The organism is Shewanella sp. SR43-4 (assembly GCF_014163845.1).
Lineage (GTDB): Bacteria > Pseudomonadota > Gammaproteobacteria > Enterobacterales > Shewanellaceae > Shewanella > Shewanella vesiculosa.
Genome location: NZ_JACJEB010000006.1, coordinates 201932 through 228575 on the forward strand (window position 1 = coordinate 201932; position 26644 = coordinate 228575).

At 40.4% G+C, this 26644-nt stretch carries 26 protein-coding genes; 19 read left to right on the forward strand and 7 right to left on the reverse strand.

The genetic code is table 11. The features are described from left to right. Positions 1 to 71: 71 nt before the first annotated feature. Complete coding sequence (locus H5123_RS09005; RefSeq protein WP_182697748.1) at positions 72 to 455, reverse strand: RidA family protein; 384 nt, start codon at positions 453 to 455, stop codon at positions 72 to 74. 257 nt (positions 456 to 712) lie between these two features. On the opposite strand from H5123_RS09005, the gene H5123_RS09010 reads away from it, so the two are divergent. From H5123_RS09010 to H5123_RS09025, 4 genes are read left to right on the forward strand one after another with little or no spacing between them, the layout of a single operon-like run. Continuing rightward, on the forward strand, positions 713 to 1945 hold the full coding sequence (locus H5123_RS09010; RefSeq protein WP_220487589.1) for a hypothetical protein: 1233 nt from the start codon (positions 713 to 715) through the stop codon (positions 1943 to 1945). Then, entirely contained in the window at positions 1942 to 2787 is an 846-nt protein-coding gene (locus tag H5123_RS09015; protein ID WP_182697749.1) for a hypothetical protein, read from the forward strand. Before H5123_RS09010 ends, H5123_RS09015 begins: the two co-directional genes overlap by 4 nt. After that, entirely contained in the window at positions 2787 to 3629 is an 843-nt protein-coding gene (locus H5123_RS09020) for a hypothetical protein (protein ID WP_182697750.1), read from the forward strand. The genes H5123_RS09015 and H5123_RS09020 overlap by 1 nt, the downstream gene beginning before the upstream one ends. Next, the gene (locus H5123_RS09025; RefSeq protein WP_182697751.1) at positions 3629 to 4435 is read left to right on the forward strand and encodes a hypothetical protein; all 807 of its coding nucleotides are present in this window, start codon (positions 3629 to 3631) and stop codon (positions 4433 to 4435) included. The genes H5123_RS09020 and H5123_RS09025 overlap by 1 nt, the downstream gene beginning before the upstream one ends. Positions 4436 to 4488: 53 nt before the next feature. On the opposite strand, the gene spoT is transcribed toward H5123_RS09025, so the two are convergent. The 3 genes from spoT to gmk are packed head-to-tail and all read right to left on the reverse strand — an operon-like array spanning position 4489 to position 7573. Beyond that, positions 4489 to 6597 carry a bifunctional GTP diphosphokinase/guanosine-3',5'-bis pyrophosphate 3'-pyrophosphohydrolase gene (spoT, locus tag H5123_RS09030; protein WP_182697752.1) on the reverse strand — a complete coding sequence of 703 codons (2109 nt, stop codon included), beginning with the start codon at positions 6595 to 6597 and terminating at the stop codon, positions 4489 to 4491. 13 nt (positions 6598 to 6610) lie between these two features. Beyond that, positions 6611 to 6889 (reverse strand): DNA-directed RNA polymerase subunit omega, encoded by a 279-nt coding sequence (gene rpoZ, locus H5123_RS09035; protein ID WP_011635854.1) that lies wholly within the window; start codon positions 6887 to 6889, stop codon positions 6611 to 6613. A 60-nt stretch (positions 6890 to 6949) separates the two neighbouring features. Continuing rightward, entirely contained in the window at positions 6950 to 7573 is a 624-nt protein-coding gene (gene gmk / locus H5123_RS09040; RefSeq protein WP_124017484.1) for a guanylate kinase, read from the reverse strand. Positions 7574 to 7916: 343 nt separating this feature from the next. Between gmk and H5123_RS09045 the strand changes: the two genes are divergently transcribed. From H5123_RS09045 to yjjG, 3 genes are all read left to right on the forward strand, one after another. Continuing rightward, positions 7917 to 9203 carry a DUF805 domain-containing protein gene (locus tag H5123_RS09045; RefSeq protein ID WP_182697753.1) on the forward strand — a complete coding sequence of 429 codons (1287 nt, stop codon included), beginning with the start codon at positions 7917 to 7919 and terminating at the stop codon, positions 9201 to 9203. Between the two features lie 77 nt (positions 9204 to 9280). Continuing rightward, complete coding sequence (locus H5123_RS09050) at positions 9281 to 10351, forward strand: phosphotransferase enzyme family protein (protein ID WP_182697754.1); 1071 nt, start codon at positions 9281 to 9283, stop codon at positions 10349 to 10351. Positions 10352 to 10483: 132 nt separating this feature from the next. Further along, positions 10484 to 11191 carry a pyrimidine 5'-nucleotidase gene (gene yjjG / locus H5123_RS09055; protein ID WP_182697755.1) on the forward strand — a complete coding sequence of 236 codons (708 nt, stop codon included), beginning with the start codon at positions 10484 to 10486 and terminating at the stop codon, positions 11189 to 11191. 80 nt (positions 11192 to 11271) lie between these two features. On the opposite strand, the gene H5123_RS09060 is transcribed toward yjjG, so the two are convergent. After that, entirely contained in the window at positions 11272 to 13827 is a 2556-nt protein-coding gene (locus H5123_RS09060; protein ID WP_182697756.1) for a penicillin-binding protein 1A, read from the reverse strand. Positions 13828 to 14013: 186 nt separating this feature from the next. Between H5123_RS09060 and H5123_RS09065 the strand changes: the two genes are divergently transcribed. The 9 genes from H5123_RS09065 (at position 14014) to H5123_RS09105 (ending at position 23327) form a co-directional block, all read left to right on the forward strand. Further along, positions 14014 to 15093, forward strand: a complete 1080-nt coding sequence (locus tag H5123_RS09065; protein WP_124017489.1) for a pilus assembly protein PilM — start codon at positions 14014 to 14016, stop codon at positions 15091 to 15093. Beyond that, a complete protein-coding gene (locus H5123_RS09070) occupies positions 15081 to 15665 on the forward strand; it encodes a PilN domain-containing protein (protein ID WP_124017490.1) in 585 nt (194 codons plus the stop codon). Before H5123_RS09065 ends, H5123_RS09070 begins: the two co-directional genes overlap by 13 nt. Further along, positions 15662 to 16279: a type 4a pilus biogenesis protein PilO gene (locus H5123_RS09075; protein WP_124017491.1), complete on the forward strand. Its 618-nt coding sequence runs from the start codon at positions 15662 to 15664 to the stop codon at positions 16277 to 16279. Before H5123_RS09070 ends, H5123_RS09075 begins: the two co-directional genes overlap by 4 nt. Beyond that, complete coding sequence (locus H5123_RS09080) at positions 16279 to 16797, forward strand: pilus assembly protein PilP (protein WP_182697757.1); 519 nt, start codon at positions 16279 to 16281, stop codon at positions 16795 to 16797. The genes H5123_RS09075 and H5123_RS09080 overlap by 1 nt, the downstream gene beginning before the upstream one ends. 21 nt (positions 16798 to 16818) lie before the next feature. Further along, complete coding sequence (gene pilQ, locus H5123_RS09085; protein ID WP_124017493.1) at positions 16819 to 18867, forward strand: type IV pilus secretin PilQ family protein; 2049 nt, start codon at positions 16819 to 16821, stop codon at positions 18865 to 18867. A gap of 447 nt (positions 18868 to 19314) precedes the next feature. Further along, positions 19315 to 19830, forward strand: coding sequence for a shikimate kinase AroK (gene aroK, locus H5123_RS09090; protein ID WP_011635865.1), 516 nt, complete (start codon positions 19315 to 19317; stop codon positions 19828 to 19830). A gap of 8 nt (positions 19831 to 19838) precedes the next feature. Continuing rightward, positions 19839 to 20915 carry a 3-dehydroquinate synthase gene (aroB, locus tag H5123_RS09095; RefSeq protein WP_124017494.1) on the forward strand — a complete coding sequence of 359 codons (1077 nt, stop codon included), beginning with the start codon at positions 19839 to 19841 and terminating at the stop codon, positions 20913 to 20915. A gap of 39 nt (positions 20916 to 20954) precedes the next feature. Beyond that, a complete protein-coding gene (locus H5123_RS09100; RefSeq protein WP_182697758.1) occupies positions 20955 to 22358 on the forward strand; it encodes an ATP-binding protein in 1404 nt (467 codons plus the stop codon). Between the two features lie 132 nt (positions 22359 to 22490). After that, positions 22491 to 23327 (forward strand): Dam family site-specific DNA-(adenine-N6)-methyltransferase, encoded by an 837-nt coding sequence (locus H5123_RS09105; RefSeq protein ID WP_124017496.1) that lies wholly within the window; start codon positions 22491 to 22493, stop codon positions 23325 to 23327. A 32-nt stretch (positions 23328 to 23359) separates the two neighbouring features. Here H5123_RS09105 and H5123_RS09110 read toward each other — a convergent pair whose 3' ends face one another. After that, the gene (locus H5123_RS09110) at positions 23360 to 23539 is read right to left on the reverse strand and encodes a DUF2970 domain-containing protein (RefSeq protein WP_124017497.1); all 180 of its coding nucleotides are present in this window, start codon (positions 23537 to 23539) and stop codon (positions 23360 to 23362) included. Next, positions 23539 to 23916 (reverse strand): hypothetical protein, encoded by a 378-nt coding sequence (locus H5123_RS09115; RefSeq protein WP_182697759.1) that lies wholly within the window; start codon positions 23914 to 23916, stop codon positions 23539 to 23541. Before H5123_RS09115 ends, H5123_RS09110 begins: the two co-directional genes overlap by 1 nt. A 271-nt stretch (positions 23917 to 24187) precedes the next feature. On the opposite strand from H5123_RS09115, the gene rpe reads away from it, so the two are divergent. The 3 genes from rpe to trpS are packed head-to-tail and all read left to right on the forward strand — an operon-like array spanning position 24188 to position 26617. Further along, entirely contained in the window at positions 24188 to 24859 is a 672-nt protein-coding gene (gene rpe / locus H5123_RS09120) for a ribulose-phosphate 3-epimerase (protein ID WP_124017499.1), read from the forward strand. A 27-nt stretch (positions 24860 to 24886) separates the two neighbouring features. After that, positions 24887 to 25576: a phosphoglycolate phosphatase gene (locus H5123_RS09125; protein ID WP_182697760.1), complete on the forward strand. Its 690-nt coding sequence runs from the start codon at positions 24887 to 24889 to the stop codon at positions 25574 to 25576. A 42-nt stretch (positions 25577 to 25618) separates the two neighbouring features. Further along, on the forward strand, positions 25619 to 26617 hold the full coding sequence (gene trpS / locus H5123_RS09130; RefSeq protein ID WP_124017501.1) for a tryptophan--tRNA ligase: 999 nt from the start codon (positions 25619 to 25621) through the stop codon (positions 26615 to 26617). Positions 26618 to 26644 lie beyond the last annotated feature (27 nt).

The window sequence follows — 26644 nt, forward strand, 5'->3', positions numbered from 1 at the left end:
TCTACAGTGTAAAATCCACAGATAATAAAAAAGGCACCCTAGGTGCCTTTAAGAAAATTGTACGGTTGTCGCTAAATTTCCATGATTCCGTCCATTTCAACCAATGACCCTTTTGGTAACTCTTTGACGCCAATCGCGGCACGAGCTGGATAAGGTTGTTGGAAGTAACGACTCATAATTTCGTTTACCGTGGCAAAATGAGATAAATCGGTTAAGAAGATATTTAGCTTAACGATGTCACTCATTTTTCCGCCAGCAGCTTCACATACCGCGGTTAAATTTTCGAACACTTGTACAACTTGTTCTGCAAAATCATCGCTCACCATGGTCATGGTTTTTGGGTCTAACGGAATCTGACCTGAAAGATAAACGGTACTGCCGACTTTAACTGCTTGTGAATAAGTACCAATAGCTTGGGGGGCTTTGTCGGTTGCGATGATAATTTTTTCAGCCATGTTGAATTCTCTTTATTTAATTGTGTTGGTTGGTAAAAATTAATAGTCAATGTATCGGCTTAGCGCTATTTGAGCAAGCCTCCTTAAACAGTTTCAATGCTACGAATAACGTCTGACCTAAATGGGTATATATGAGCTTATTATTATCTCATTATCATCAAGTATTACTTACCATAATAAAACCAGTTATTTGTAGCTATATATAAAATCGACAATCCATTTTATGATACATAATTTATATATCAGGGATGATTAGCATGACATGGAAAAACAGCGGCGCAAATAAAAATGCACTACAACCGAGTTCACCTCATAGTTTAATGGGTTTAGACCATCAAACAGCATTAGAGCATGGACTTCGATTACCGGTTGACTTTAATTACCAAAAAGTTGAATTTTCCTATCAAGCATTTGTTATGCTGCAAAGCCTTAATGATTATGACCAACAGCAGGTGATTAAAGAAATTCAATTTATCAGCCTGCACCCAACAGCAGCCTCGTCAGTTAAACAAAGCCGTAATCCCTTTAGGCATATGCGCCGCTCTGATATTCCATTTCGTAATTATCATTACTTTATTGATTATAAAATTGCCGCTAATAGCCAAGTTGAGGTAACCGATATTTATTTTGATAAGCAATTATTTGGTGAGAGAGATCGCCATACAGATGAACGCACCATGTTGTATCAGGTTGAAAGAATTGGTGCTGGGGCTAAGTATGATGGGGTAAAAAGCAAAGATGAAATTGAGAATCTTGTAGATGAATGGGGTCGTACTAAACCTGCTACGCAAGTGAATACTGCCCATGCAGCAGTCAATGGTATGTTAAATGAGTTTACTAAAGCGCAGTGGTTAATGGGCACCCATTTAGATACTGCCTATCAAAGTGATGCAATTCAAGCTTATACTTTATTTCATAATCCTAGTGATAAAGTTGTGCGCGATCTTATTGAGTGTGCATTTGATAAAAGTCAAAGTAATGCTTCGCATAATGCCCAGCACTTGGCGGCAGTATTGAAGCAAAACCAGCAGTTGGGTAAAAAGGTCAAATGGGTCGCCCACAGCCAAGGGGCAATTATTTTCTTATCGGCATTACGCTATTATCGAGTTCATTATCAAGGCTTATTAACTAGTCAAGAATTAGCTATTCATGGCAGTGGTGCTAATGTGGCTGACTTGCAGCAAGCGGCTAAATTGGTGGGGTTAAAAACCCATGAACCACGTAATAATCCATTCGATCCCGTGCCTAATCTTGCCGGTAAAAATGATCTCTCTGCCAGTAGTTTTGCTCGTTCAATTAAATTTTTTCCCTCAATAATGTTTAGTTCTACGGGTGTAAGTCCACATACACTGCCTTTTTTGGGGGTAAAAACTTATTATGCCCAATTATCGACGTTAGGTTCAAAAGTTCGCGCAAAAGAAGTTAAAAAATATATTCAGAAAGCTGAGCAATTAATGCAAGAAGCACAAAAAAAACAAAAAACATTATGAAGAAATTACTAAAAACATTGTGGCAAGGGTTTGTTGGTGGTGCTGATTTTACTCAGCTCGTCACTGAGCGGTTTATTTTAGAAGACAAATTGTTAAAAATAACTATGCCAGTCAGTAATATTGCCACGGAAGAGCCCCCAAAAGAAGTTAATTATCCTTATAGAAGCAACTATTGGTTTGGTCAGAAACAAAAAACTCACACCCATGAAACTTATGTGCATATCTATACTGAGTTGTGGATGTACTTACCTATTATCGGTATTTTCCCTAGTAGTGAATATGGTATGCAGGGCTGCACATTTAGAATAAAAAAAACCCCTGATGGCGTTAATGCGCTGGATAATGAGGCTCTAGGAGTTTGGGTGATACAAGAATATGATGAATATTATAATGACCCTATTCCTGGAGATAAAGCTCGAGGTTGCAATACCGAGTTAAGAGCTGAAATGAGTAGACATACAACGCTATCAGATGAGGTGATGACGGAGCAACTGGAGGCTTATATTAGTGGCAGTGGTTATCCACCGATTCCAGATGCAATCACGGTACAAATTAATAATACTGAATGGGTATTTTATCAACTGGTCAACCCCCGTTCAAGAAGCAGAAAAGACATGTATTGTTTAGGTTTAGATGAAGGTCATTATTTAGTGGTGCGTTTTAGTCATCGTGTTGACCGTTCTGATAAGCATAAAAAGTGGCGCAAGGCTGCTGATAAAACTCAACAACGAGTGATGGAGATGGTGTCATTAACTGATTATGTTGCAGATGAGCCACAATCGCGACTATCCAATGATACTTCGTCAGCTCTGCAAACTTCATCTGGGCAAGAAACGGCATAATGGGTTTATTGAAGAGCTTGTGGCAAGGCTTTGTTGGTGGTGCTGATTTTACTCAGCTCGTCACTGAGCGGTTTATTTTAGAAGATAAACTGTTAAAAATAACTATGCCAGTCAGCAATATTGCCACGGTAGAGCCCCCAAAAGAAGTTAATTATCCTTATAGAAGCAACTACTGGTTTAGTCATAAACAAGAAACTCACACCCACGAAACCTATGTACATATTTATACTGAGTTGTGGATGTATTTACCTATTATTGGCATTCAGCCCTGCAGTGAATACGGTATGCTCAGCAGTGTGTTTAGAATAAAAAAACCCCCTGATGGTATTAATGCGCTGGATAATCAGGCGCTTGGTTCATGGCTTAATCAAGAATATGATGAATATTATAATCACCCTGAAGTTGGAGATAAAATGCAGGGGCGAAATACTTATTTAAGAGCGAAAATGAGTAAACATACGACATTATCCGATGAGGTAATGGCTGAGCAACTGGAGGCTTGTATCAGTGGTAGTGGTTACCCGTCTATTCCTGATGCTAGAACGGTACGAATAAATGGTACCGAATGGGTGTTTTATCAATTAGTAAATCCTCGTTCACGCAGTCGGACAGATATGTATTGTTTAGGTTTAGATGAAGGTCATTATTTAGTGGTGCGTTTTAGTCATCGTGTTGACCGATCTGATAAGCACAAAAAATGGCGCAAGGCGGCAAATCAAACCCAACAACGGGTGATGGAGATGGTGTCATTAACTGATTATGTTGCAGATGAGCCACAATCGCGACTATCCAATGATACTTCGTCAGCTCTGCAAACTTCATCTAGGCAAGAAACGGCGTAATGGGTTTATTGAAGAGCTTGTGGCAAGGCTTTGTTGGTGGCGCTGATTTTACTCAGCTCGTCACTGAGCGGTTTATTTTAGAAGACAAACTGTTAAAAATAACTATTCCTATCAGTAATATAGTTGCTCGACAGTTACCCAAAGAGGTTAATTATCCTTATAGAAATAGGCATTGGTTTAATACGAAGCAAAAAACTCACACCCATGAAACTTATGTGCATATCTATACTCGGGTTTGGATGTATTTACCCATTATTGGTATTTTCCCCAGCAGTGAATACGGCATGCTCAGCACCGTGTTTAGAATAAAGAAGACCCCTGATGGCGTTAATACGCTTGATAATCAGGCGCTTGGTACATGGCTCAATCAAGAATATGATGAATATTATAATCACCCTGAGCCTGGTGAGAAAGCTCGAGGTAGCAACACTAGAATAAGGCAAGAAATGAGTAAACATACCACTCTTTCAGATGAGGTAATGGCTATTCAATTAGAAGCTGCTATAAACAACGGCGGTTACCCCAAAATTCCAGATGCTACTACGGTACAAGTAAATGGTACCGAATGGGTGTTTTATCAATTAGTAAATCCTCGTTCACGCAGTCGGACAGATATGTATTGTTTAGGTTTAGATGAAGGCCATTATTTAGTGGTACGTTTTAACCACCAGATTGATCGCTCTGATAAGCATAAAAAGTGGCGCAAGGCGGCCAATCAAACCCAGCAACGGGTGATGCAGATGGTGTCGTTAACTGATTATATTGAGGAAGAACAAAGAGTATTTTCCGCGACTATAACTGAGTAATAACTTAAAATATGAATATTCATGAGAGGTTAACTAAACCACTCATGAAATCATTAGCGGTTACGCGAAGTGCGTAAGACTTCAGGTAAAACACGGATCCTGCGCATAACGTTTGCAAGATGAACGCGATCTTTAACTGAAATACGTAAATTAATCAGATATACACGGCCATCACGTTCTTCTGTGCTGAGGTTGTGAATGTTAGAACCAGCAGAAGCAATGATCGAAGTGATTTTTGCCAAAGCACCTTGGTGGTTTACAATTTCAACGCGTAAGTTAGCTTGGTATTCAACCCCTTCTACGTTGTCCCAGTGTACTGAAATGTACTTATCTGGCTCGCCTTGATAGCCGCGAATATTGGCGCAGCTTTCCATGTGCACTACCAGACCTTTGCCTGGGCTTACATGAGCAATGACCGCATCGCCAGGGATTGGGCGGCAGCAATTGGCGTAAGTGACCAACATACCTTCGGCACCGCGAATTGGCATTTGTGGTCGTTCTTTATTGATTTCTTGAGAATCAAACTGCTCACCAACCAAGCGCTGGGCAATCACAATACTCATGGCATTGCCTAAGCCAATATCTGCTAGCAGCGAGTCTAATGATGTATGTTTGGTTTCTTTGATCACTTTCTCAAGTAATTCAGCGGGAATAGTTTCCAGCTTGGTATCACCCAAGGCATGGTTTAATAAACGTTTGCCTAATGCGATAGCATTATCGCCTTTAAGACTCTTTAATACCTGACGGATTTTACCTCGGGCTTTACCCGTTACCACAAAATTTAGCCATGCAGCATTAGGGCGGGCACCTTTGGCGGTAATAATTTCAACGGTTTGCCCTGAAATTAATGGTTGGCTCAGCGGGTATGCTTGACGATTAACGCGTGCGCCAACACAGGTATTGCCCACATCAGTATGCACTTCGTAGGCAAAATCGACCGCCGTGGCATTGACTGGTAATTCTAATATACGACCTTCTGGAGTAAATACGTAGATTTCTTCAGGGAATAACTCAGTTTTAACGTTTTCAACAAATTCAAATGAGCTGCTAGCACTTTGCTGTAATTCCAGCAAACTTTGCATCCATTTATGAGCGCGAACTTGAGAAGTGCTTTGTTGAGCCGCATCGGTATTGTTTTTGTACATCCAATGCGCAGCGACACCTTTGTCGGCCATTTGATCCATTTCTTCGGTACGAATTTGTACTTCAACAGGCACCGCATGGGGGCCAAATAACGAGGTGTGCAGTGATTGGTAACCGTTGGCTTTTGGAATGGCGATATAATCTTTAAAACGTCCAGGGCGCGGCTTGTATAATCCGTGCATAGCACCTAATACGCGATAGCAGGTATCAATAGAGTCGACGATAACACGGAACGCATATATATCCATAACCTCTTGAAATTGAAGTTCTTTACTGCGCATCTTTCGATAGATTGAATAGAGGTTTTTCTCACGGCCTTTGACTTTAGTGGGAATTCCAGCTTCTTCAAGGCGTGTTTCAATAGCCACTTCAATACTGTTAATCAGTTCTTTACGATTACCACGAGCTGCTTTTACGACATCGCGGATCACTCTGTGTCGCATAGGGTAATAGGCTTGAAAACCGAGATCTTCAAGTTCGATTTTAATATTATGAATACCTAATCGATTAGCAATTGGAGCATATATTTCTAACGTTTCGCGAGCAATACGACGACGCTTATCAGGGCGAAGAGCGCCTAATGTGCGCATATTGTGGGTGCGGTCGGCCAATTTGATGAGGATAACTCGAATATCTTGAGTCATTGCCATCATCATTTTACGGAAGTTTTCTGCTTGGGCTTCTTTTCTGTCACGAAACTTGATTTTATCAAGCTTGGAAACACCTTCAACCAGTTCGGCAACATCAGCACCAAATAACTCAGTGAGTTCTTCTTTGGTTACCGGTGTATCTTCAATGGTGTCATGAAGCAAGGCAGCCATAAGCGACTCATGATCGAGGCGCATGTCTGCCAAGATGCGGCTAACCGCAACGGGATGGGTGATATAAGGCTCGCCACTTGTGCGCATTTGCCCTTCGTGGGCATCACGCGCAACCAAATAGGCCTGCTTGAGTAATTCTACTTGATCCGGCTCTAGATAGCTGGATGCTGACTCTTTTAGACCTTCAAACAGATACAAGTGGCGCTACTCCTTATAAAACGCGGCCTTCTGCTATGGCTGCTACAGCGGCAATTTCAGCTGCTTCACGTTCACGAACAGTTTGGCGCTCATCAGCATCTAAAGTGTTTGAGGTGACTAAACCTAATTCGATTTCACGTAATGCGACAACCGTTGGTTTATCATTCATCTCATCAACCATAGGTTCTTTACCTTGGACGGCGATTTGGCGTGCACGACGCGCTGCAACCAGGATCATATCAAAACGGTTGCCGATTTTATTTACGGCGTCTTCTACAGTTACGCGAGCCATGTGTTGAAACTCCAGTGTTATCTATGGGGAAAAATGACGCAAAATTGTACACTATGACAATTAGTCTGCCAAGAGATCAATAAGCATATCATTGTGGGTATGCTGCTGACTAGCACAGGTTAGTCTTTGGCTGCGAATAATGGCGTTTAAATCGGTTAGGGCGTCATCAAAATCATTATTTACAATCACAAATTCATATTGTGCGTAATGTGACATTTCAGAAACCGCTTGTGCCATGCGTGAATCAATCACTTGTTGGCTGTCTTGGCCTCGACCAGTTAAACGACGCTCTAGTTCAGTTTTCGATGGCGGTAAAATAAATACCCCAATCGCATATGGCATTAGTTTTTTAACTTGTTCACCACCTTGCCAGTCGATATCTAGAAAGACGTCGATACCATTAGCCAAAGTGTGTTCAATGACGGTTTTGGAGGTGCCATAAAAATTGCCAAAGACTTCAGCCCATTCAATAAAGGCGTTTTGGTCAATTAATGCTTTAAATTGCTCAACAGTGACAAAATGATAATGTTGGCCATCGACTTCGCCAGGGCGAGGTTTACGGGTCGTGTGTGACACTGAAACCTGTTTATCAGATGGTGTATCTTTTAATAGTGCTGATATAAGTGATGATTTACCTGCGCCACTGGGGGCTGACACAATAAAAAGATTTCCACGAGTGCTCATAAATAGGGTTTCTCATCCGATTATTCATTAAGAAAGCTTAATATTATACTCGTTAACTGTAAGGTTATGCTAGCGCAATCATAGCGATTGCTACTGTGCCTTGTTGCGATAAATGGGCGACAAGCAACAGACAGGTTAATGAATAAAAAAGTTATGTAAAACCTAGGTTGGGTCTGGCTTTATAAGATAAATTCTGTAGGCTTTGCGCTATTGATAGTGGTTGTCAGTTTTGATGGTGAAAACAATCTAATCACCTTGCCATCACTGTGTATAATTACCGATAAATTCTGTTATGTACCTAGCTGTTTTTTTTGATTTTTTCGTAAATGAATAGGAATGATTGATGTCTGTAAAAACCCTACTGTGCCGAGATGGTCGTGACACAGGCTTAAGGTTAATGGCAATTATATTCGCTGCATTTTTGTTGTTAACCGTTGCTGCTATCGTATTTCCGACGAGTGTAATTAATGTGATTGTGACGCTGGCGGTTATGCCTATTGTTGGTTTGGCTGCACTTCGTCGCTTAAATGATGCCAATAAATCGGCTAAGTTAGCGATGATTTGTGTCATACCTGTATTGGCTTTTGGCATATTGACTTACTTTATGGCGCCTTTGGGCGCGTCAGCTGGCGTATTTTTATTCGGCTTAGCCTGTGGTGGCTATTTGGCATTTTTACCGCCTAGAAATATCATTAATTATGTACAAGGATATAATGGACCAAATATGGCGCCAGTATCCAATATAGGTTCGGTTTATCACAGACAAGAGCCAGTTATGAAAGGGCAGGCTATGCCTGTTCAGGCAACGCCAGAGAGTACATTTTCAGCCGTAGAGTTAACTGATAATGACGTGAACTTTAGTACATCATCTGAGCCATATTCTGGCGAAACCCAGAGCAATCAGACTATTGATGATGTTTTACCACAGGCTGATATTGAGCAAGATAACACGGCCCTCGATGCAGATGCTGCAATAGATGACCAATACACTAGCTCATTTTCCACAGCGTCAGTGCGTAATAATCAACCGCTTTATGTCGATCAAGATGCATTACAATCTGGGTCGATTACCGAGCTAGCAAAATCTTGGCTTAATGTGGCCAAATTACACCAGCAAAAGCTTATTTTAATTGGTAAAATTACTGCGCTTATCTTGGCTATCTGTTTAGTCGTGTATTTGGTCTTTGCATTGGTCAATGTTTTTTCTAGCGACGAAACCGAACAAGCCGCACACCTTGATGGCATAAGTCATCAACAACAAGCTGGCACTCGAGAGATGGTAAAACTACCAGACGGATTTTGGCTGGCGTTAGAGGGTGAAATCTTGATTGTGCGCTGGTTAGGAGATAGCGGCGCTGCGCAAAATATGTGGCGTTTAGCGACAGCAACGGGTGATAAAACCTGCGCTAATCTTGAGTTTAATGACGGTAGTCGCTATCGACCTATCACCGTTGATTTACTTAATGATGGTGCCAGTGAGGCTAGATTTACACCATTAGACAAAGATGCCATTGTCAATGATGTCGCGCTCAGAGGCAGCTTTAAGTTGTGTGGCTATGAATTTAACTTAAAGGGCAGTCAAGCAACCTTGATGCAAAACCCTCAATTTGAAATGATACTGAGTCAGTAACGATTACAGAGAGAAACCGGACCAAAGTGATGTATTGGTTACCTTAGGTTTTGGTGATATTAGTGTTGGAGTGTTGATTGGTTAATTTTATCCGTAGCAATGTGTTACCTCAGTTTGGTTTTAGTACCGAGCACAGCTCCATTCATCCACTGGGTAATGGCCATATAAATCAGACTTTTTTGGTGCGAGATCAAGCTAAAACGATGGTGTTGCAGCGGATTAATACTCAAATATTTACTGATCCTAGGGTTATGATTCAAAATGCCGCTAACATTAGTCAGCATTTATTGGCTAAGCGGCAACAGCAACAATATCCCTTGCAAGTGGTGAGTCCAATCGCTACCGTTTCTGGCGCGCTTTACGTAGATTTAGCTGAGCAAGGATTTTGGCGGGCAATAGATTATTTGCCCCATAGCGATACAATTGAAGTAGTTGATACGCCCGAGCAAGCTAAGTTAGCGGCCGAGGCGTTTGGGCATTTTGCTGCGGCACTGAGTAACTTAACCCCCACTGATATTATCGATGTGATCCCCAATTTTTTAAATTTACCTCAACGTATGGCTCAATTGCATAGTGCTGAGATTAACGATAGTCATGAGCGATTAGCGCAGTGTAAAAAATGGGTCGATTTTTGTTTGGCTCAAACTGATTTAGTGACAACATTGTTGCAATATGAAACCGATTTACCGATCAGGGTTTGCCATAATGATACTAAAATCAATAATATGTTGTTTGATAGTCGAGACATGTCTAGTTTAGCTATTATTGATTTAGATACCTGTATGACAGGATATTTAATGTATGACTTTGGCGATATGGTTCGTGCATTTTGCTCACCTGAGGCGGAAGATTCGACTAATTTAGCCAATGTTTACGCGCGTCCTGAAATTATTATCGCCGCTGCCAACTCTTATATTGCTTCTCTTGTTGGTATTATTACTCCGCTTGAAAAGCGTAGTTTGTGGCTAGGAACCAAAGTGATGCCATTAATGCTTGGTGTTCGTTTTTTAACTGATTATTTAAATGGTGACGTTTATTTTGGGATTAAATATGAAAACCATAATCTTGATCGTGCCATCAATCAGTTAACCATTTATCAAAGTCTACTGCAGCAAGAAACTAGGTTAATGTCTTTATTTAGCGCTTAGCCAGTATCGTAAGAATCATCTCGTTATATTGCCCATTGCTAGCCAATACCAATAGTAGACCAAAGCTCTGCTCGATAACTTTTATTATTCAAACTTAGTTAGGTTAGCGTTTTTAAAATAAGGATTTAATTGATGTCAAATATGCTCAATAAATATAAATGGATTTTATTTGATGCAGATGAAACACTATTTCATTTCGATGCATTTGCTGGATTAAAATTAATGTTTTCGCGCTTTGATATTGATTTTAGTGCAGAAGATTTTTCTGTTTACCAGCAGGTTAATAAACCGTTATGGGTCGAGTATCAGAACGGTTTAATCAGCGCAGCACATTTGCAACACACTCGATTTACTCATTGGGCTGCTAAATTATCCGTAACACCACAGCATTTAAATAGTCAGTTTTTAAGTGCTATGGCTGATATTTGTCTCCCTTTACCGGGAGCTCGTGAATTAGTTGATTCATTGTCGGGTAAGGTCAATTTAGGCATTATTACTAATGGCTTTACCGAATTACAAAATATCCGTTTGAGTCGTACCGGTTTCCAAGATGCATTTAATCCAGTGGTAATTTCTGAACAACTGGGTAAAGCAAAACCTGATGTAGCTATTTTTCAGCATGCGTTCAGCTTAATGGGAGAGCCGCAGAAGCACCAAGTGCTGATGGTCGGTGATAACCTACACTCAGATATTTTAGGGGGGATCAATGCGGGTATCGACACATGTTGGTTAAATCATCATGACCAACCTATAAGCGATAATATTGTTCCCAGTTATCAGGTACGAAATTTAACTGAGCTACATCAACTATTGATACCGAACACATCAGTAGCAGGTTAGCTACATTGTAATGTCATATCATCTGTTATAAAAAAGCCATTCAGTTGAATGGCTTTTTTATTAGCTAATGTAAATCGATATTATTGGAATAAATCTTCAGCAACATTGTCGATAAAGATATCTCCACTTTGCTGAGTTTCAGTGACATATTCTTTAGGTTCAGTGCCTTCAACAAAGTACTCAAACTCTGTCGTATAGTCTGTTTTTCGAGTCAATTTACCCGTGGCTAAATCAATACGCGCAGATACAATCCCTTTAGGTGGAATGACGGGCGCTTCTGGGGTGCCAGATAGGGCTTTATTCATATAGTCATTCCAACCAGGACCGGCAGTTTTTGCTCCTGCTTCAGCACCGGATATTTGATCTGGATCGCCATTAGCCATCCAGCTTGAACGGCCTAATTGACGACCATGATCATCAAAACCAACCCAGAAGGTTGCGGTTAGTGTAGGATTAAAACCACTGAACCAAGTATCACGAGATTCGTTAGTTGTTCCTGTTTTACCCGCAATATCATGACGTTTAATTAATTTTGATGCTCGCCAAGCCGTACCATTCCACCCCGTTCCATGGCTCCAGTCACCGCCACCCCAAATCACGCTTTTTAAAGCTTCAGTAATCAAAAATGCTGTCTGTTCAGAGATAACTCTTTTGGCAAAATGAGCTTGTGGATTAGTACATACATTTTGCTCTGCGGTGATTGAGCTGACATTATCTTCATCTAACTCTGTTGCCATCACAGTAAATGGGTCATCAATATCAGTAAGCTCTGTTGGCCCTGTTATAGATGGTTCTGGTTTACTGCATGCAATAGTTGGAATGGTTTGTTCAACCATGTTGTCGTATGCATCGGTGACATGATCGATAAAGTAAGGCTCAACTAAGTAGCCACCATTAGCGAAAGTATTAAATGCAGTAGCAACTTGTAATGGTGTTACCGATGCAGAACCTAAAGCTAACGATTCATTGCGTGGTAAATCACTTGGGTCGAATCCGAACTTTATCAGCTCTTTTATGGTGTCGTCTAAACCGGTATGTCGCATTGCTCTAACTGACATAACGTTAATCGACTGAGCTAAACCCACACGTAAGCGTGTTGGCCCGCCGTAGATATCAGGTGAGTTCTTTGGTCGCCATGCAGTACCTTGGCGGGTATCGGGTTTGTTAATTGGTGCGTTATTGATAAGCGTAGCCAAGGTGTAATCTTTTTCTAAAGCAGCGGCATAAATAAAAGGCTTAATATTAGAGCCTAATTGACGCTTAGCTTGAGTCACTCGATTGAATTGACTCTGGCTAAAGCTAAATCCGCCTACAAGCGTTTTAATTGCTCCGTCATGAGGTTCAAGCGAGACGGTTGCACTCGATACCTGAGGAATTTGTGATAATTGCCAATGCTTACCATTGTGACGGATCCAGACTTGTTGGCCGGCGGTTAATATATCGCTTGCAAGTTTCGGTGGTAAGCTCTGACGTTTATCGCTAATAAACTTACGCGCCCATTTTAAGCCATTCCATTCAAGAGTCAGCAGTTCGCCTTTTTCATCAATCACTTGTGCTTGTTGGTCTTTTACGCTTAGCACAGCTGCTGGCATAATGCCCTGTACCGAAGACGTGCGCTTTAAAATCGCCACAATCTCATCGTTGCTTAGTGGTGTATCAGTCCATAATTCAGTGACAGGGCCTCGGTAACCATGGCGTTGGTCGTAAGCAAAAACATTATCTCTTAATGACTCCTGAGCCATTAATTGTAGATCTGAAGATATGGTGGTGTAGACATTATATCCATTGGTATAGGCGGCTTCTTCACCGTACTTCTGGATCATGTAATCACGTGCCATTTCCGAAACATATGGAGCATATAAGTCAATTTCAGCGCCATGATATTTCGCGGTAGAAGCGCTATTGATGGCCTCTTGATATTCTGCTTGAGTGATATTACGTTTCTCGAGCATGCGGCTTAGAACCCAATTTCGACGAGATATTGCCCGTTCGGTATTTCTAATAGGATTTGCTGCTGATGGTGCTTGTGGTAAACCGGCAATCATTGCCATCTCTGGTAACGTCAGTTGGTTAAGTTCTTTACCATAATAAACTTGCGCTGCAGCACCTACGCCATAGGCACGGTTACCTAAAAATGAGCGATTTAAATAAAGAGCTAAGATTTCTTTCTTAGTGAGTGCTTTTTCAATTTTTAGCGCTAGAAATATTTCTTTTACTTTACGAATGTACGTTTTCTCATTCGATAAGAAAAAACCTCGGGCAACTTGCTGGGTTATCGTACTGGCACCTTGACTTTTCTTACCCGTCGTTATCAAAATGACCGCCGCACGAATAATACCAATTGGATCAATGCCATTATGTTCAAAAAAGCGCGCATCTTCGGTATCGAGCACGGCATTAATTAACTGAGTCGGGACCTCTTCATACTCAACAGGTATACGACGTTTTTCACCAAACTGAGAAATCAGTTTGCCATCGCGGCTATAAATACGCAGCGGAGTTTGTAATTGAACCGTCTTTAGCGAATTAACATCGGGTAAATCGGGTAGCACATAAAAATAAGCGGCAGCTATAGCAGCAATGCCAAGTAGTGATAGGCTAAAAAATGCAATTAATAAACGTTTAAACCACTTCACTCTAGAATTCCAGAAAAATTACAAATAGTGACGTTAGTATATAAGCGTGAGGGTTTTTGGTGAAGTAAAACATGAAATAACTAAATAGTATTTGTAAAATGTTGAAACATTTTATACAAATACTTATAACGAGTTGATTATGTGCTAATCTCTTAGAAAATAAAAATACAATTGTGATGACGGACTATGATTTCAAAATTATGGAAGCGTCAAGCACCTCAAATGGTCGGGATCGATATTGGATCTCATGAAATCAAAGCCATATTGTTGAGCAAGACTGCGGATGGATATAAAATTCAAAACCATGCGGCGGTTCCTGTTAGAAAAGGAGCTGTAGTTGATCATGATATTCGTGATTCTGAAGCGGTACTTGAATCATTAAGACAAATTCGACGGGGATTACCTAAATCCCTCAAATTTGCTGCTGTTGCTGTTTCAGGATCTGCTGTAATGACTAAGGTCATTTATATGGATGCTGCGTTGAATGAAGAGGAAATGGAAGCTCAAATTGAGATTGAAGCTGACAATCTTATTCCTTATTCGCTCGATGAAGTCAGTATTGATTTTGAAAGACTTAATCCTAACATTACCGATCCAACGAAAGTGAATGTGCTACTGAGTGCATGTCGCACCGAAAACATTGATTCACGAGTAGATGCACTAGATGCAGTCGAGCTAGATGTAAAAGTTGTCGATGTGGAAGCCTATGCCCTAGGACGTTCTGCAGAATTAATTTATGGCCAGTTACCTGATGGTGCTAAAGATAAATCAATCGCCATGGTTGATATCGGTGCCAATATGACCACATTCTCAGTGGTTGAAAATGGTGATACTACTTTCATACGTGAACAAGCTTTTGGTGGTGAGTTATTTACTCAATCAATTTTGTCATTTTATGGAATGCCCCATGATGAGGCTGAACGAGCTAAGATAACAGGGCAATTACCCCGTAATTATATGTTCGAAGTTCTATCACCTTTTCAGACGCAATTATTACAACAAATTAAACGAACCTTACAGATATACTGTACTGCCAGTGGCCGTGAAAAAGTTGACTACATCGTTTTATGTGGTGGTACAGCTAAGTTAGAAGGAATGGTTGAATTACTTACCAACGAGTTAGGTACTCATACTATTCTTGCTGACCCCTTCCAAGGCTGTTTGCATGCAGATGATGTGATGAAGAGTCAGCTTCAACCTAATATGAGTAAATATATGGTGGCATGTGGTCTTGCGTTAAGGAGTTATGCTCAATGGCGAACATAAACTTATTACCTTGGCGTGAAGAAGCAAGAGAGAAGCAAAAACGCGACTTCATCGGTATTTTAGCATTAGTCTTTTTAGTGACTTCATTAGTCGTTTATTTATTTTTGGGTTTTTTGGAGGTGGTCACTGATGATCAACGTCAACGCAATGCCTATTTGGAATCGGAAATTAGTTTGCTTGATACCCAGATTGCCGAAATTAGAAAAATTACCGAACGTAAAAAAGACATAGAACGTCGCACTGAGATTATTCTCAATTTACAACAATCGCGTAATTTACCGACCCATGTTTTAGATGAATTAGTTCGAATTGTTCCGCCTGGTATTTATCTTTCAAGTATAGAGAAGAAAGGTAGCGTGTTATTAATTGAGGGACGAAGTGAATCGAACAATAACGTCGCTAATATGATGAGAAAGGTTAAAACTTCTGCTTATCTGAACGATCCGAGTATGCAATCGATTGTGACCCAAAATGAAGAGTTAAGGCAGTTACAACGTTTTAAATTACGTGTCACTATTCGTGATGATTCACAAGAAGCGAATGTTGATCCGAACCAAGGAGCGAGAAAATGAATCTCGACCTAGATCAATTTAACGATATCGATTTTGAAAACATTGGTGGTTGGCCTAAGCTGGTAAAAATTGTATTTGCTGGTTTCTTGTCTCTATGTGTTATTGGTGGCAGTTATTACTTGTTTATTTCCGACTCGATCAATGAGATGGAAGCTGAACAGCAAAAAGAAATTCAATTACGTGAAGATTTTGAAACTAAATATCGTTTAGCAGCTAATCTTAAACTGTACCGTGAGCAATTAGACGTGATGGAAGTGCAGTTTGCCGAATTGCTTAAAATGTTGCCTTCTGAAAATGAGATGCCTGGTTTATTAGATGATTTAACGTTTGTTGCTACTGATGCTGGCCTTAGAATTAATAGCCTAGATTGGGATGATGAAATCGAACGTGATTTTTATATTGAATTCCCAATTAAGATGTCAGTGGAAGGTGATTATCATAAAATAGGTAATATGGTGAGCGGGGTTGCAAAATTACCTCGAATTGTCAGTCTGCACGACTTTATTATAAAGCAGAACGATAGTGGTGGTTTATCAATGGATATTCTCGCTAAAACGTATCGCTTTAAAGAAGGGGCAGAATTAACGCAACAGGCCAATAAGGGACAGAAATAATGAAATTTTTGCCTTTATTCTTATCAATGGTGTTTTTATTGAGTGGTTGTATTGGCGATCGCAGCGATTTAGAGCTATTTGTTACTACTACAAAGGCACAACACGTCGCCCGTATACCGCCTTTGAAGCAAACACCAAAGTTTGAACATTTTGCATATCAAGCTGAGTTGATGCGCAGCCCGTTTGTTCCACCATCAAGGGAATTGACAGAAGAGGTGATTGATACATCTAAAGATTGTTTACAACCAGACTTAAAACGTCGCAAAAGTCGTTTAGAAACTTATGCATTAGACAATTTAAGAATGCGTGGAACATTAAGCGAAGATGGAACTATTTGGGCTTTAGTCGAATCTAGCGATGCCAATGTTTATCGCATGGGTGTAGGCGAGTATTTAGGGCTTTATCATGGCCGAATTGCTAAAGTAACGCCGCAATTTATCGAAATTATAGAATTAATCCCTGATGGTTCGGGTTGTTGGTCACAAAGATCCAGCAATTTAGAATTATCAGGAAAATAACGTGCGAAGGATGAGAGAATAATGGAATCTTCTGCCGCGATAAAAAAAGCAATAACAAAGTTATTATTTTTTAGAGCGTTTTTAGGCGCAGTATTATTAATGGGTTTAATACCCAGTGCGATAGCTGCTAATCGTCTTATGGACGTCAAATACCATTCAATGGTTGATCATCAATTAGAATTAGAGTTGATTTTTGAATCATCAATAGTGTCACCGTCTGTTGATTTATCGGCAGATCCAGCAGAAATCATGTTGAATTTCTCTGATACTATTTCTAATTTAACTAAAAACAATATTCCGGTGAATACTGTTGGCGTAAAAGAAATTAATACACAACAACAAGGTGGCGATTTACAGATCATTGTTGCAATGAATAAAGTAAAACCGTACCAAGGTAAAATTGTTGGTAATAGTTATCGGTTAACGATTAATGATGATGTCGCTGGTCCAGTAGAAGCTAATAATCCATTTGTTAACGGTATTAGTAGTATTGATTTTCGTCGCAACAAAACCGGTGGCGGAGAAATATTATTTAATCTTAGCAATCGTTCTGTAGCCGCTAATGTTGAACAAGTTGGTTCAAAGCTCGAAATAAAACTCTATAACACCGATATTGGTAATGATTTGCTTTATGTTATGGATGTACAAGATTTTGCCACACCAGTGAATAGTTTTGAAACATTTAAAGACGATCTTACTGCCCGTATCTTGGTTGATGTTGATGGTAACTATGACTATAACTACCGCCAAGACGGTAATGTGTTTAAAGTTAGCATTGATAAAGTTGAACGAGTTTCGGTTGCTAAAGAGGCCAAAAAATATAATGGTCGCTCATTGTCACTTAACTTCCAAAATATTTCAGTCCGTACTGTTTTACAAATTATTGCTGATTACAATAACTTTAACCTTGTTACTAGCGATACCGTAGAAGGTGAAATTACCTTACGTTTAGATGACGTGCCTTGGGATCAAGCCTTGGACCTTATTTTACAAACTAAAGGTTTGGATAAACGTATTGAAGGCAATATTTTAATGGTTGCACCAAGTGAAGAGCTTGCTATTCGCGAAAGTAACGACTTGAAAAATCGCCAAGAAGTAAAAGAGTTAGCCCCGTTATATTCTGAATATTTACAAATAAACTATGCCAAAGCCGTCGATATAGCGGATTTACTTAAAACTACCGATTCCACTCTACTATCATCTCGCGGCAGTGTTGCCGTTGATGAACGTACAAATACGCTATTGGTAAAAGACACTGCGGAAATTTTAGAGAACGTACACCGATTAATAGATGTATTAGACATTCCTATTAAGCAAGTATTGATTGAAGCCCGCATGGTGACAGTGAAAGACGATGTGTCTGAAGATTTAGGCATCCGTTGGGGCATCACCGACCAGCAAGGCACAAAAGGCACCTCTGGTACCATTAATGGCGCCACTGATATTGCTAACGGTATTATCCCAAGTGTTAATGATCGTCTTAATGTAAATTTACCGGCAGCAGCAAGCTCTGCAACCAGTATTGCTTTTCATGTTGCTAAATTGGCTGACGGTACGGTACTTGATTTAGAGTTAAGCGCATTAGAGCAAGAAAACAAAGGCGAGATTATTGCCAGCCCACGTATTACGACGTCTAACCAAAAGTCGGCGTATATTGAGCAGGGTGTTGAAATTCCCTATGTTGAGTCAGCATCTAGTGGTGCAACAACGGTTACCTTTAAGAAGGCAGTGTTATCGCTTCGGGTAACCCCACAAATTACCCCAGATGACCGTGTTATCCTTGATCTTGAAATTACTCAAGACTCTCAAGGAACAACGGTTGCCACCGCGACTGGTGAAGCTGTTGCGATTGATACTCAACGTATTGGTACCCAAGTGCTGGTTGATAATGGTGAGACCATTGTGCTTGGTGGTATATACCAACAGAACTTAATTAGCCGAGTGAGTAAAGTGCCGGTATTGGGTGATATTCCGTTAGTAGGCTTCTTATTTAGAAACTCAACTGACACCAACGAGCGTCAAGAATTGTTGATTTTCGTTACCCCTAAGATTGTTGCTGATAAACGATAGTTTTCTTTAGCGATAACGAGCATAAAAAGCCAGCGACGTAAGCGCTGGTTTTTTTATGGCACATGTTTATGAGCAGCAAATTACCACGTAGGATAAATACACTAGCGGTAAATATCACTCAAGTGAGTAAAATGACTGCCTATGGTGGCAATAATAGTGACTTTCTTAAAGTTTATAGCGAATGATATTAATTAGATTATGTTGTCTGCAGTAAACTATAGTCTTTGTATTAACAAACACTTAACTGTAAACATTACATTATTTAGGGTGTTTTTATCTTCGAGGTTATAATAAAATCATTATAAATAGCTGTGATGACTTGCAAGCGGTAGCCCTTAACTGAGATAATCCTTCGTCAAGTCTCAATAGAGCAAGGTTAAATTATAGGTCGGCTTGAGGTTTAAGTCGATAAGGCATTCTTCCATATAAGATTCAGACGTATACGAAATGGCTGAAAAACGCAATATTTTTCTGGTAGGCCCTATGGGCGCAGGTAAAAGCACAATTGGTCGCCATCTGGCGCAAATGCTGCATTTAGATTTCCACGATTCAGATCACGAGATTGAACAACGTACCGGTGCAGATATTGCCTGGGTGTTTGATGTTGAAGGTGAGGAGGGTTTCCGTCGTCGTGAAGCTCAAGTCATTGGTGATCTTTCAGAAAGGCAAGGTATCGTTCTCGCGACAGGTGGTGGTTCTGTTCAGAGTAAAGATATCCGCAACTATCTTTCTGCTCGAGGTATAGTGGTTTACTTAGAGACAACTATCGACAAGCAAGTTGCGCGTACTCAGCGTGATAAGCGTCGCCCGTTGTTACAAGTAGATGATCCACGTGAAGTGCTCGAAAGCTTAGCGGAAATTCGTAATCCTTTATATGAGGAAATTGCGGATGTTATCGTTAAAACGGATGAGCAAAGCGCGAAGATCGTCGCAAACCAAATTATCGAGCAACTCGGCTTTTAGGTAACAACATGCAACAGATTCAGGTTCAATTAGGTGATAGAAGTTACCCCATTTATATTGGCCAGGATTTGATGAATGATAGCGAGCTATTTGCTCGCTACCTAACAAACAAGAAAGCCTTAATTGTTTCAAATGACACCATTGCTCCGTTGTATCTTCAAAAGATACAACAAGCGATGAGCGCTTGCGCGCGTGTTGAAACGGTTATTTTGCCTGATGGCGAAAAATTTAAAGATTTACAGCACCTAGATTATATTTTTACTGAACTACTTGAGCACAATTTTGCCCGAGACTCAGTCTTAGTTGCTCTCGGTGGTGGTGTTGTTGGTGATATGACTGGTTTCGCGGCAGCATGTTATCAGCGTGGTATTGATTTTATTCAAGTGCCGACAACATTATTGTCCCAAGTTGATTCCTCTGTCGGTGGTAAAACGGCAGTAAATCATCCTCTTGGGAAAAATATGATTGGCGCATTTTATCAACCCAAATCTGTGATTATCGATACGCTTTGCTTACAGACATTACCTGCAAATGAGTTTGCAGCAGGTATGGCAGAAGTCATTAAGTACGGTATTATTTGGGATGCAGAATTTTTTCTATGGCTGGAAGAAAATGTTAACCCATTAAAGTCACTCCAGACTGATGCGCTTAACTATGCCATTGCAAAATGTTGTCAGATTAAAGCTGATGTTGTCGCGCAAGATGAAACTGAACAAGGTGTCAGAGCGTTATTAAATCTTGGGCACACCTTCGGTCATGCTATCGAAGCCGAAATGGGCTACGGAGTTTGGTTACATGGTGAGGCTGTCGCTGCTGGTACCGTTCTTGCGGCAAAAACTGCATGTAAACTCAATCTATTAGATGATTTAAGTGTTGAACGTATTTGTCAGTTAATGCTAGCGTTTGATTTGCCTATAACGGCTCCCGAGTCGATGGATTTTGAACAGTTTATTAAGCATATGCGCCGTGATAAGAAAGTTTTAGGTGGTAAGATTCGCTTAGTATTACCCACAGGTATAGGCCAAGCTGACGTCTTTAGTGATGTAGGTGAAGACTTGTTAAAACAGGTTATTAGCTGCGAATAAGTTATGCTTCCTACATATCAATTATAGTGTGGTGAATCATTGACGACTCCAGGACTATTGTTACTCCCCACTCAAGAAGCGCTTATTCAGCGTTTACAGCATATTGCTAGCTATAGTGAACAGATGTCGGTGGTTTGTGGCGTTGATGGCTCAGGTAAATCTACGCTTACAGCTGCACTAGCCAGTGAGTTAGATGATTACAATTCAGCTTTAATTATATGCCCTCAACATGCCGATAGTGCAGAAATTCGTCGAAAAATTCTTGTTCAACTCATCTCTGCCCCCATATTTGATGACGAACGTCCTTTAATGGATACCGTTCTTAGAATTCAATCAAGTTTGAAAAAGCCATTACACATCATTATTGATGATGCCGATCTATTGCCTAAAGATATTTGGGCTGAATGCATTCTTCTGAGTCAAATCCATTGTGCTGGTAAACCTGTAGCGGTCACAGTAACGGTTAGCCCTGATTTTTGGTATACCTTAGTGGCAGATTTAACCGATGATATTCGTGCTAGATTGCTCCCGGTTACGATCGAGCCTTTATCGCTACCTGAGCGAGATGGTCTTTACCAGAGTTTATTACTTCGTAGCCAGCAAACGCCGTTTATTCCCCGTGAAATCATCCATAAACAATTAGAAAAACAGCAGGGCACGCCAGCTGAAGTGGTTAAATTATTAGCGTTAGCATTAGAAGAGCCGCAAACCAGCAAAGCATCTTGGCCATGGTCGGCGAAAATGTTTATTGCCTTGTTTGCCATATTAGCGAGTGTGGCAATGTGGTGGGGTATTAGTCGTCAATTACCTCCAGCAATTTCTACATCGATATCGCCAACATTAACGGCTGAGCAATCAAGGTTGCGTGCCAAAGCAACAAAATATGTGATGAGTTATGCCGATAAAACATTAACCGCTTATTTTGCTCAGAGGCAATTGGTATTCACTAAGTCGAGCGCCAATGAGCAAGCACAGTTGCTTATAGAGGAGCCAGTCATTACAGATAGCCTAATTGAAGATAAAGATGCGACTGAGCTTGTTGAAGGTGTGCCTGTTGATAATTATACCGAGGTGGTGGTCAACTCATCATTAACGGGCTTGTCTTTTCAGGGGAAATTACCCAAAGCACAAGTTAATCCGGTCAATAAACCGAATGATATCGTTGAGCGAGACAATACTCCCAACCTAAAAGTTAAAGGGTTTACACTGCAACTTGCGAGTGTGAATGACAAAGATTCACTTATGCCTATATTAGTGAAATTGGCGCAAGAGCCGCAGGTTTACGTTATGAGTTACAAACAACGTCACATTATATTATTGGGTGATTTTGAAACGGCTACGAGCGCTAGCTTAAAAGCGAAAAGTCTGCAGGAAAAATATGGGTTAGCGGCACCTTGGGTTAGAAAGTGGGCCGACTTAAGTGATTATAAGCGACAAGATTAGTTGCATCATATTCTGGAGCATTTAAGTCAATAACATGAAGAATCAACACAATTAATCTACTTTAGCCGATGATAATTGTCGTTAAACAGAGTACAATCTTCAGCTTTAATTTTGCTGGTATAATTCCTTTTCATGATAAAAAAGCATAGAGCCTTTCTAAAGTGGGCAGGCGGTAAATACAAGCTCGTTGATGAGCTAGCAAAACACCTTCCAGTAGGCAATCGACTCATTGAACCTTTTGTTGGCGCGGGTTCGGTATTCCTCAATACTCAGTTTGATGATTATTTGTTGTGTGACATTAATCAAGACTTAATCAATTTATACCAAATTGTTCAGCAACAGCCTGATAAATACATTCAAGCGGCAAAAGCAATGTTTGTCGATGAGATGAATGACAAAGATGCCTATTATCGTATTCGTGCAGAATTTAATCTCTGTAGCGATCCATTTATTCGGTCAGTATATTTTCTATATATGAATCGTCATGGTTTTAATGGTCTATGTCGATACAATCGTAAAGGTGGTTTTAACGTGCCGTTTGGCTCGTACAAAAAACCTTATTTTCCAGAAGCCGAAATTCGTTATTTTTCATTAAAAGCGCAAAAAGCGACCTTTAAATGTATAAGTTACGAACAAGCCTTTGATATTGCTGAAAGCGGCGATGTTATTTATTGTGATCCGCCTTATGCACCTTTATCGACAACAGCCAGTTTTACCACTTATGCCGGCCCTGGTTTTAGCCTAGACGATCAAGCATTACTTGCACGTCATTCACGGCTTATTGCTCATGAGCGAAATATTCCTGTGCTGATCAGTAACCATGATATTCCGTTAACTCGAGAATTATATCGCGGTGCATCTTGTTCAACGATTTCGGTGCAACGTAATATTAGTCCTAAAGGTGGTTCACGTAATAAAGTCGACGAAATTATGGCGTTATATGACCATCATTATCGTGAAGAAGAATAATATTACAGTGGCATATCTAGCAAAGCAGGTAATTAACTTAATACTTGGTTAACAATCAAGATTATTGAAATCACTAAAGTAATTGCTAAGATAATTCCCATGATGATGAAGGGCAGAGGAGATTGAGTTTGAAAATCTTTTTGACGGTTTTGTTCTGTCTGCACGCCAAAAAAAGCCGCTACAGTACTACTAAATACTCGCCAAATAGACATTAACGCGATATCTGAGTTGGGCTGCCAGATGATGGCATATCATTTAATGGCTTATCTTTGTGGCCGTGGATCAGTTCAAGTAGATCAATGAAATGAAATTGGCTTGAGCGACTGTTGCCTGTAACCCAATTTCCCCAGCTCACATCGTTTGATTGTTCTGCACATCGATTGGTAGGATGACTACTTGGCAAGCTAGTATTGTAGTTGGTGCCGCTATTACACACGCAGGCTTTACTATTGGCAGAGTTATTTTCGGTGCTCATTAATACTTGGCTTAGCAATAGTGCCGAAGCTGATGTCGCAAAAACAGCAAAAATCTGTATTGACAATAATTTGCCATCACGACCAGAAAGCTTGCGTATTAAGTACTTAAGCATAAATTTTGCCCTATCCGTGGTGTAAAATCGATTAATACTACAACAGATGTAAGATCTTATATTGGATCATAAACATAACAACATTTTCGCATTATAGCAAAATAGCTTAGTTATTGAACACTGGTTTCTGTTTAAAAAATAACAAAGTTGACCAATGTTGGCATTTTCGACTAAATTCCAGTTTCAGAGTGGTTATTTCTCGCGTGAGACTAGAGGGTTGCGGCTGCAAAGGGTAAAATGTCGACACTTTGATCTGCCAATAGAGAAGATTATGCGCCCATTTTTAATTGCACCATCAATTTTGTCCGCCGATTTTGCCCGTTTAGGTGATGATGTTAAAGCCGTATTAGATGCGGGGTCGGATGTTGTTCACTTTGACGTAATGGACAATCACTATGTTCCTAATTTAACCATTGGCCCTATGGTATGTACTGCACTGCGTAATTACGGCATCACTGCAGATATTGATGTACATTTAATGGTAAAACCCGTCGATCGTATTATTCCTGACTTTGCTAAAGCTGGCGCTTCAATTATTACTTTTCACCCAGAAGCTTCAGAGCATGTTGATCGTACCTTACAGCTTATTAAAGAATCTGGCTGCAAAGCTGGTTTAGTCTTAAATCCCGGCACACCATTGCATTATTTAGATCACGTAATGGACAAACTTGATGTTATTTTATTGATGTCGGTTAACCCAGGTTTCGGTGGTCAGTCATTTATTCCGCATACATTAGACAAACTTCGCCAAGTTCGTGCACTCATTGATGCGAGTGGGTTTGATATTCGTTTAGAAGTCGATGGTGGCGTAAAGGTCGACAATATTGCTGAAATCGCGGCTGCCGGTGCAGATATGTTTGTCGCGGGTTCGGCAATTTTTAATCAACCAGATTATAAAGTTGTTATTGATCAAATGCGTGCAGAACTTGCTACGGTATCATAACGTCTTTTCGTATTATTAGGACTTAACATGATGCAATGGTCAAACATTAGCGCTATCGCTTTTGATTTAGATGGTACATTAATCGACAGTGTGCCTGATTTAGCTGTAGCCACCAATGCCACATTAGCACAATGCCAATATCCACCCGTAACAGAAGCGCTAGTGCTGAGTTGGGTCGGAAATGGTGCGCGTGTATTAATGCAACGTGCATTAAGTTATGCCTCTGGCATGGCAGAAAATACTCCTGAGCTACAGGCATTACTTGAGAAAACGATGCCACTATTTATGCTTTACTATAGTGAGCATTTACATACGCATAGTCGTTTGTACTCTGGGGTGATCACCACGTTACAAAAGCTAAAACAAGCTGGTTTTAAACTGGCTATCGTCACCAATAAACCTTATCGTTTTACCTTGCCGATATTAAGTGCTTTTGGTCTCGATGATGTGTTTAGCGAAGTGCTCGGCGGCGATTCATTAGCCAAAATGAAGCCGGATCCTATGCCGTTGCAGCATTTGCTTGGACAGTGGCAATTGGATGAGTCGCAATTACTGATGATTGGTGATTCAAAGAATGATATTTTAGCAGCTAAAGCTGCCAATGTTATGTCTATTGGCTTGACCTATGGCTACAACTACGGCGAAGATATCGGCCTAAGTCATCCCCATGCGGTATGCGAAAATTTTGCTGATATAGAGCAATACTTACTTTCATAATAATTTTAATTTTCAAAAAGATAATCTGGAGCAATAAAACACATGACTAAACCCATAGTACTCAGCGGTGCGCAGCCATCAGGCGAATTAACCATAGGTAATTATATGGGCGCACTTCGTCAATGGGTTGCCATGCAAGATAGTCATGATTGCCTATATTGTGTTGTTGATTTACATGCCATCACGGTTCGTCAAGATCCTAAGTTACTCCGTGAAGCCTGTTTAGATACATTAGCCTTGTACCTTGCGTGTGGTGTTGACCCTAAAAAAAGCACCGTATTTATTCAGTCGCAAGTGCCGCAGCATACTCAACTTGGTTGGGTATTAAACTGTTACACCCAAATGGGTGAGTTAAACCGCATGACCCAGTTTAAAGATAAGTCTTTAAAGCATGCTAATAACATTAACGTTGGGCTATATGGTTATCCTGTGCTCATGGCGGCAGATATTTTGCTGTATCAAGCTAATGAAATCCCAGTTGGTCAAGATCAGAAGCAACACTTAGAATTGACTCGCGATATTGCCACTCGTTTTAACAATGCTTATGGCGACACGTTTACTATTCCTGAGCCGTTTATTCCTGAGCATGGTGCTAAGGTCATGTCACTGCAAGACCCACTAAAGAAAATGTCCAAATCAGATGACAACCGCAATAACGTTATTGGTTTACTTGAAGATCCTAAAGCGATTTTAAAGAAAGTGAAAAAAGCCATGACTGACAGTGAAGAGCCGCCTGTGGTGCGTTTTGATATCGAACAAAAGCCGGGTGTGTCTAATCTACTGAGTTTAATGTCAGGTTGTACAGGGCAGTCAATTGCATCTTTAGAAGCAGAATTTGAAGGCAAAATGTATGGCCATTTAAAAGTGGCTACCGGTGAAGCGGTTGTTGGTATGCTTGAGCCATTACAAGCTCGCTTTAAAGAGTTCCGCGCCGATCATGCATTCCTAAGCCAAGTGATGGCGGAAGGTGCTGAAAAAGCCCAAGCGCGTGCAGAAGTGACCATTAAAAAAGTCTACGAAAAAATTGGCCTTATCGTGTAAGTAAAACTTTAGCTATTGTTACTGATA

Excerpts from the sequence above, each read along its gene's own strand:
- aroB (WP_124017494.1), top strand. The coding sequence starts at position 19,839 with ATGCAACAGATTCAGGTTCAATTAGGTGATAGAAGTTACCCCATTTAT.
- aroK (WP_011635865.1), top strand. The coding sequence starts at position 19,315 with ATGGCTGAAAAACGCAATATTTTTCTGGTAGGCCCTATGGGCGCAGGT.
- gmk (WP_124017484.1), bottom strand. The coding sequence starts at position 7,573 with ATGAGCACTCGTGGAAATCTTTTTATTGTGTCAGCCCCCAGTGGCGCA.
- rpoZ (WP_011635854.1), bottom strand. The coding sequence starts at position 6,889 with ATGGCTCGCGTAACTGTAGAAGACGCCGTAAATAAAATCGGCAACCGT.
- H5123_RS09020 (WP_182697750.1), top strand. The coding sequence starts at position 2,787 with ATGGGTTTATTGAAGAGCTTGTGGCAAGGCTTTGTTGGTGGTGCTGAT.
- H5123_RS09005 (WP_182697748.1), bottom strand. The coding sequence starts at position 455 with ATGGCTGAAAAAATTATCATCGCAACCGACAAAGCCCCCCAAGCTATT.
- H5123_RS09065 (WP_124017489.1), top strand. The coding sequence starts at position 14,014 with ATGATTTCAAAATTATGGAAGCGTCAAGCACCTCAAATGGTCGGGATC.
- pilQ (WP_124017493.1), top strand. The coding sequence starts at position 16,819 with ATGGAATCTTCTGCCGCGATAAAAAAAGCAATAACAAAGTTATTATTT.
- yjjG (WP_182697755.1), top strand. The coding sequence starts at position 10,484 with ATGTCAAATATGCTCAATAAATATAAATGGATTTTATTTGATGCAGAT.
- H5123_RS09045 (WP_182697753.1), top strand. The coding sequence starts at position 7,917 with ATGTCTGTAAAAACCCTACTGTGCCGAGATGGTCGTGACACAGGCTTA.
- H5123_RS09010 (WP_220487589.1), top strand. The coding sequence starts at position 713 with ATGACATGGAAAAACAGCGGCGCAAATAAAAATGCACTACAACCGAGT.
- H5123_RS09125 (WP_182697760.1), top strand. The coding sequence starts at position 24,887 with ATGATGCAATGGTCAAACATTAGCGCTATCGCTTTTGATTTAGATGGT.
- H5123_RS09110 (WP_124017497.1), bottom strand. The coding sequence starts at position 23,539 with ATGTCTATTTGGCGAGTATTTAGTAGTACTGTAGCGGCTTTTTTTGGC.
- H5123_RS09115 (WP_182697759.1), bottom strand. The coding sequence starts at position 23,916 with ATGCTTAAGTACTTAATACGCAAGCTTTCTGGTCGTGATGGCAAATTA.
- H5123_RS09015 (WP_182697749.1), top strand. The coding sequence starts at position 1,942 with ATGAAGAAATTACTAAAAACATTGTGGCAAGGGTTTGTTGGTGGTGCT.
- H5123_RS09025 (WP_182697751.1), top strand. The coding sequence starts at position 3,629 with ATGGGTTTATTGAAGAGCTTGTGGCAAGGCTTTGTTGGTGGCGCTGAT.
- H5123_RS09070 (WP_124017490.1), top strand. The coding sequence starts at position 15,081 with ATGGCGAACATAAACTTATTACCTTGGCGTGAAGAAGCAAGAGAGAAG.
- H5123_RS09075 (WP_124017491.1), top strand. The coding sequence starts at position 15,662 with ATGAATCTCGACCTAGATCAATTTAACGATATCGATTTTGAAAACATT.
- rpe (WP_124017499.1), top strand. The coding sequence starts at position 24,188 with ATGCGCCCATTTTTAATTGCACCATCAATTTTGTCCGCCGATTTTGCC.
- H5123_RS09105 (WP_124017496.1), top strand. The coding sequence starts at position 22,491 with ATGATAAAAAAGCATAGAGCCTTTCTAAAGTGGGCAGGCGGTAAATAC.
- trpS (WP_124017501.1), top strand. The coding sequence starts at position 25,619 with ATGACTAAACCCATAGTACTCAGCGGTGCGCAGCCATCAGGCGAATTA.
- H5123_RS09080 (WP_182697757.1), top strand. The coding sequence starts at position 16,279 with ATGAAATTTTTGCCTTTATTCTTATCAATGGTGTTTTTATTGAGTGGT.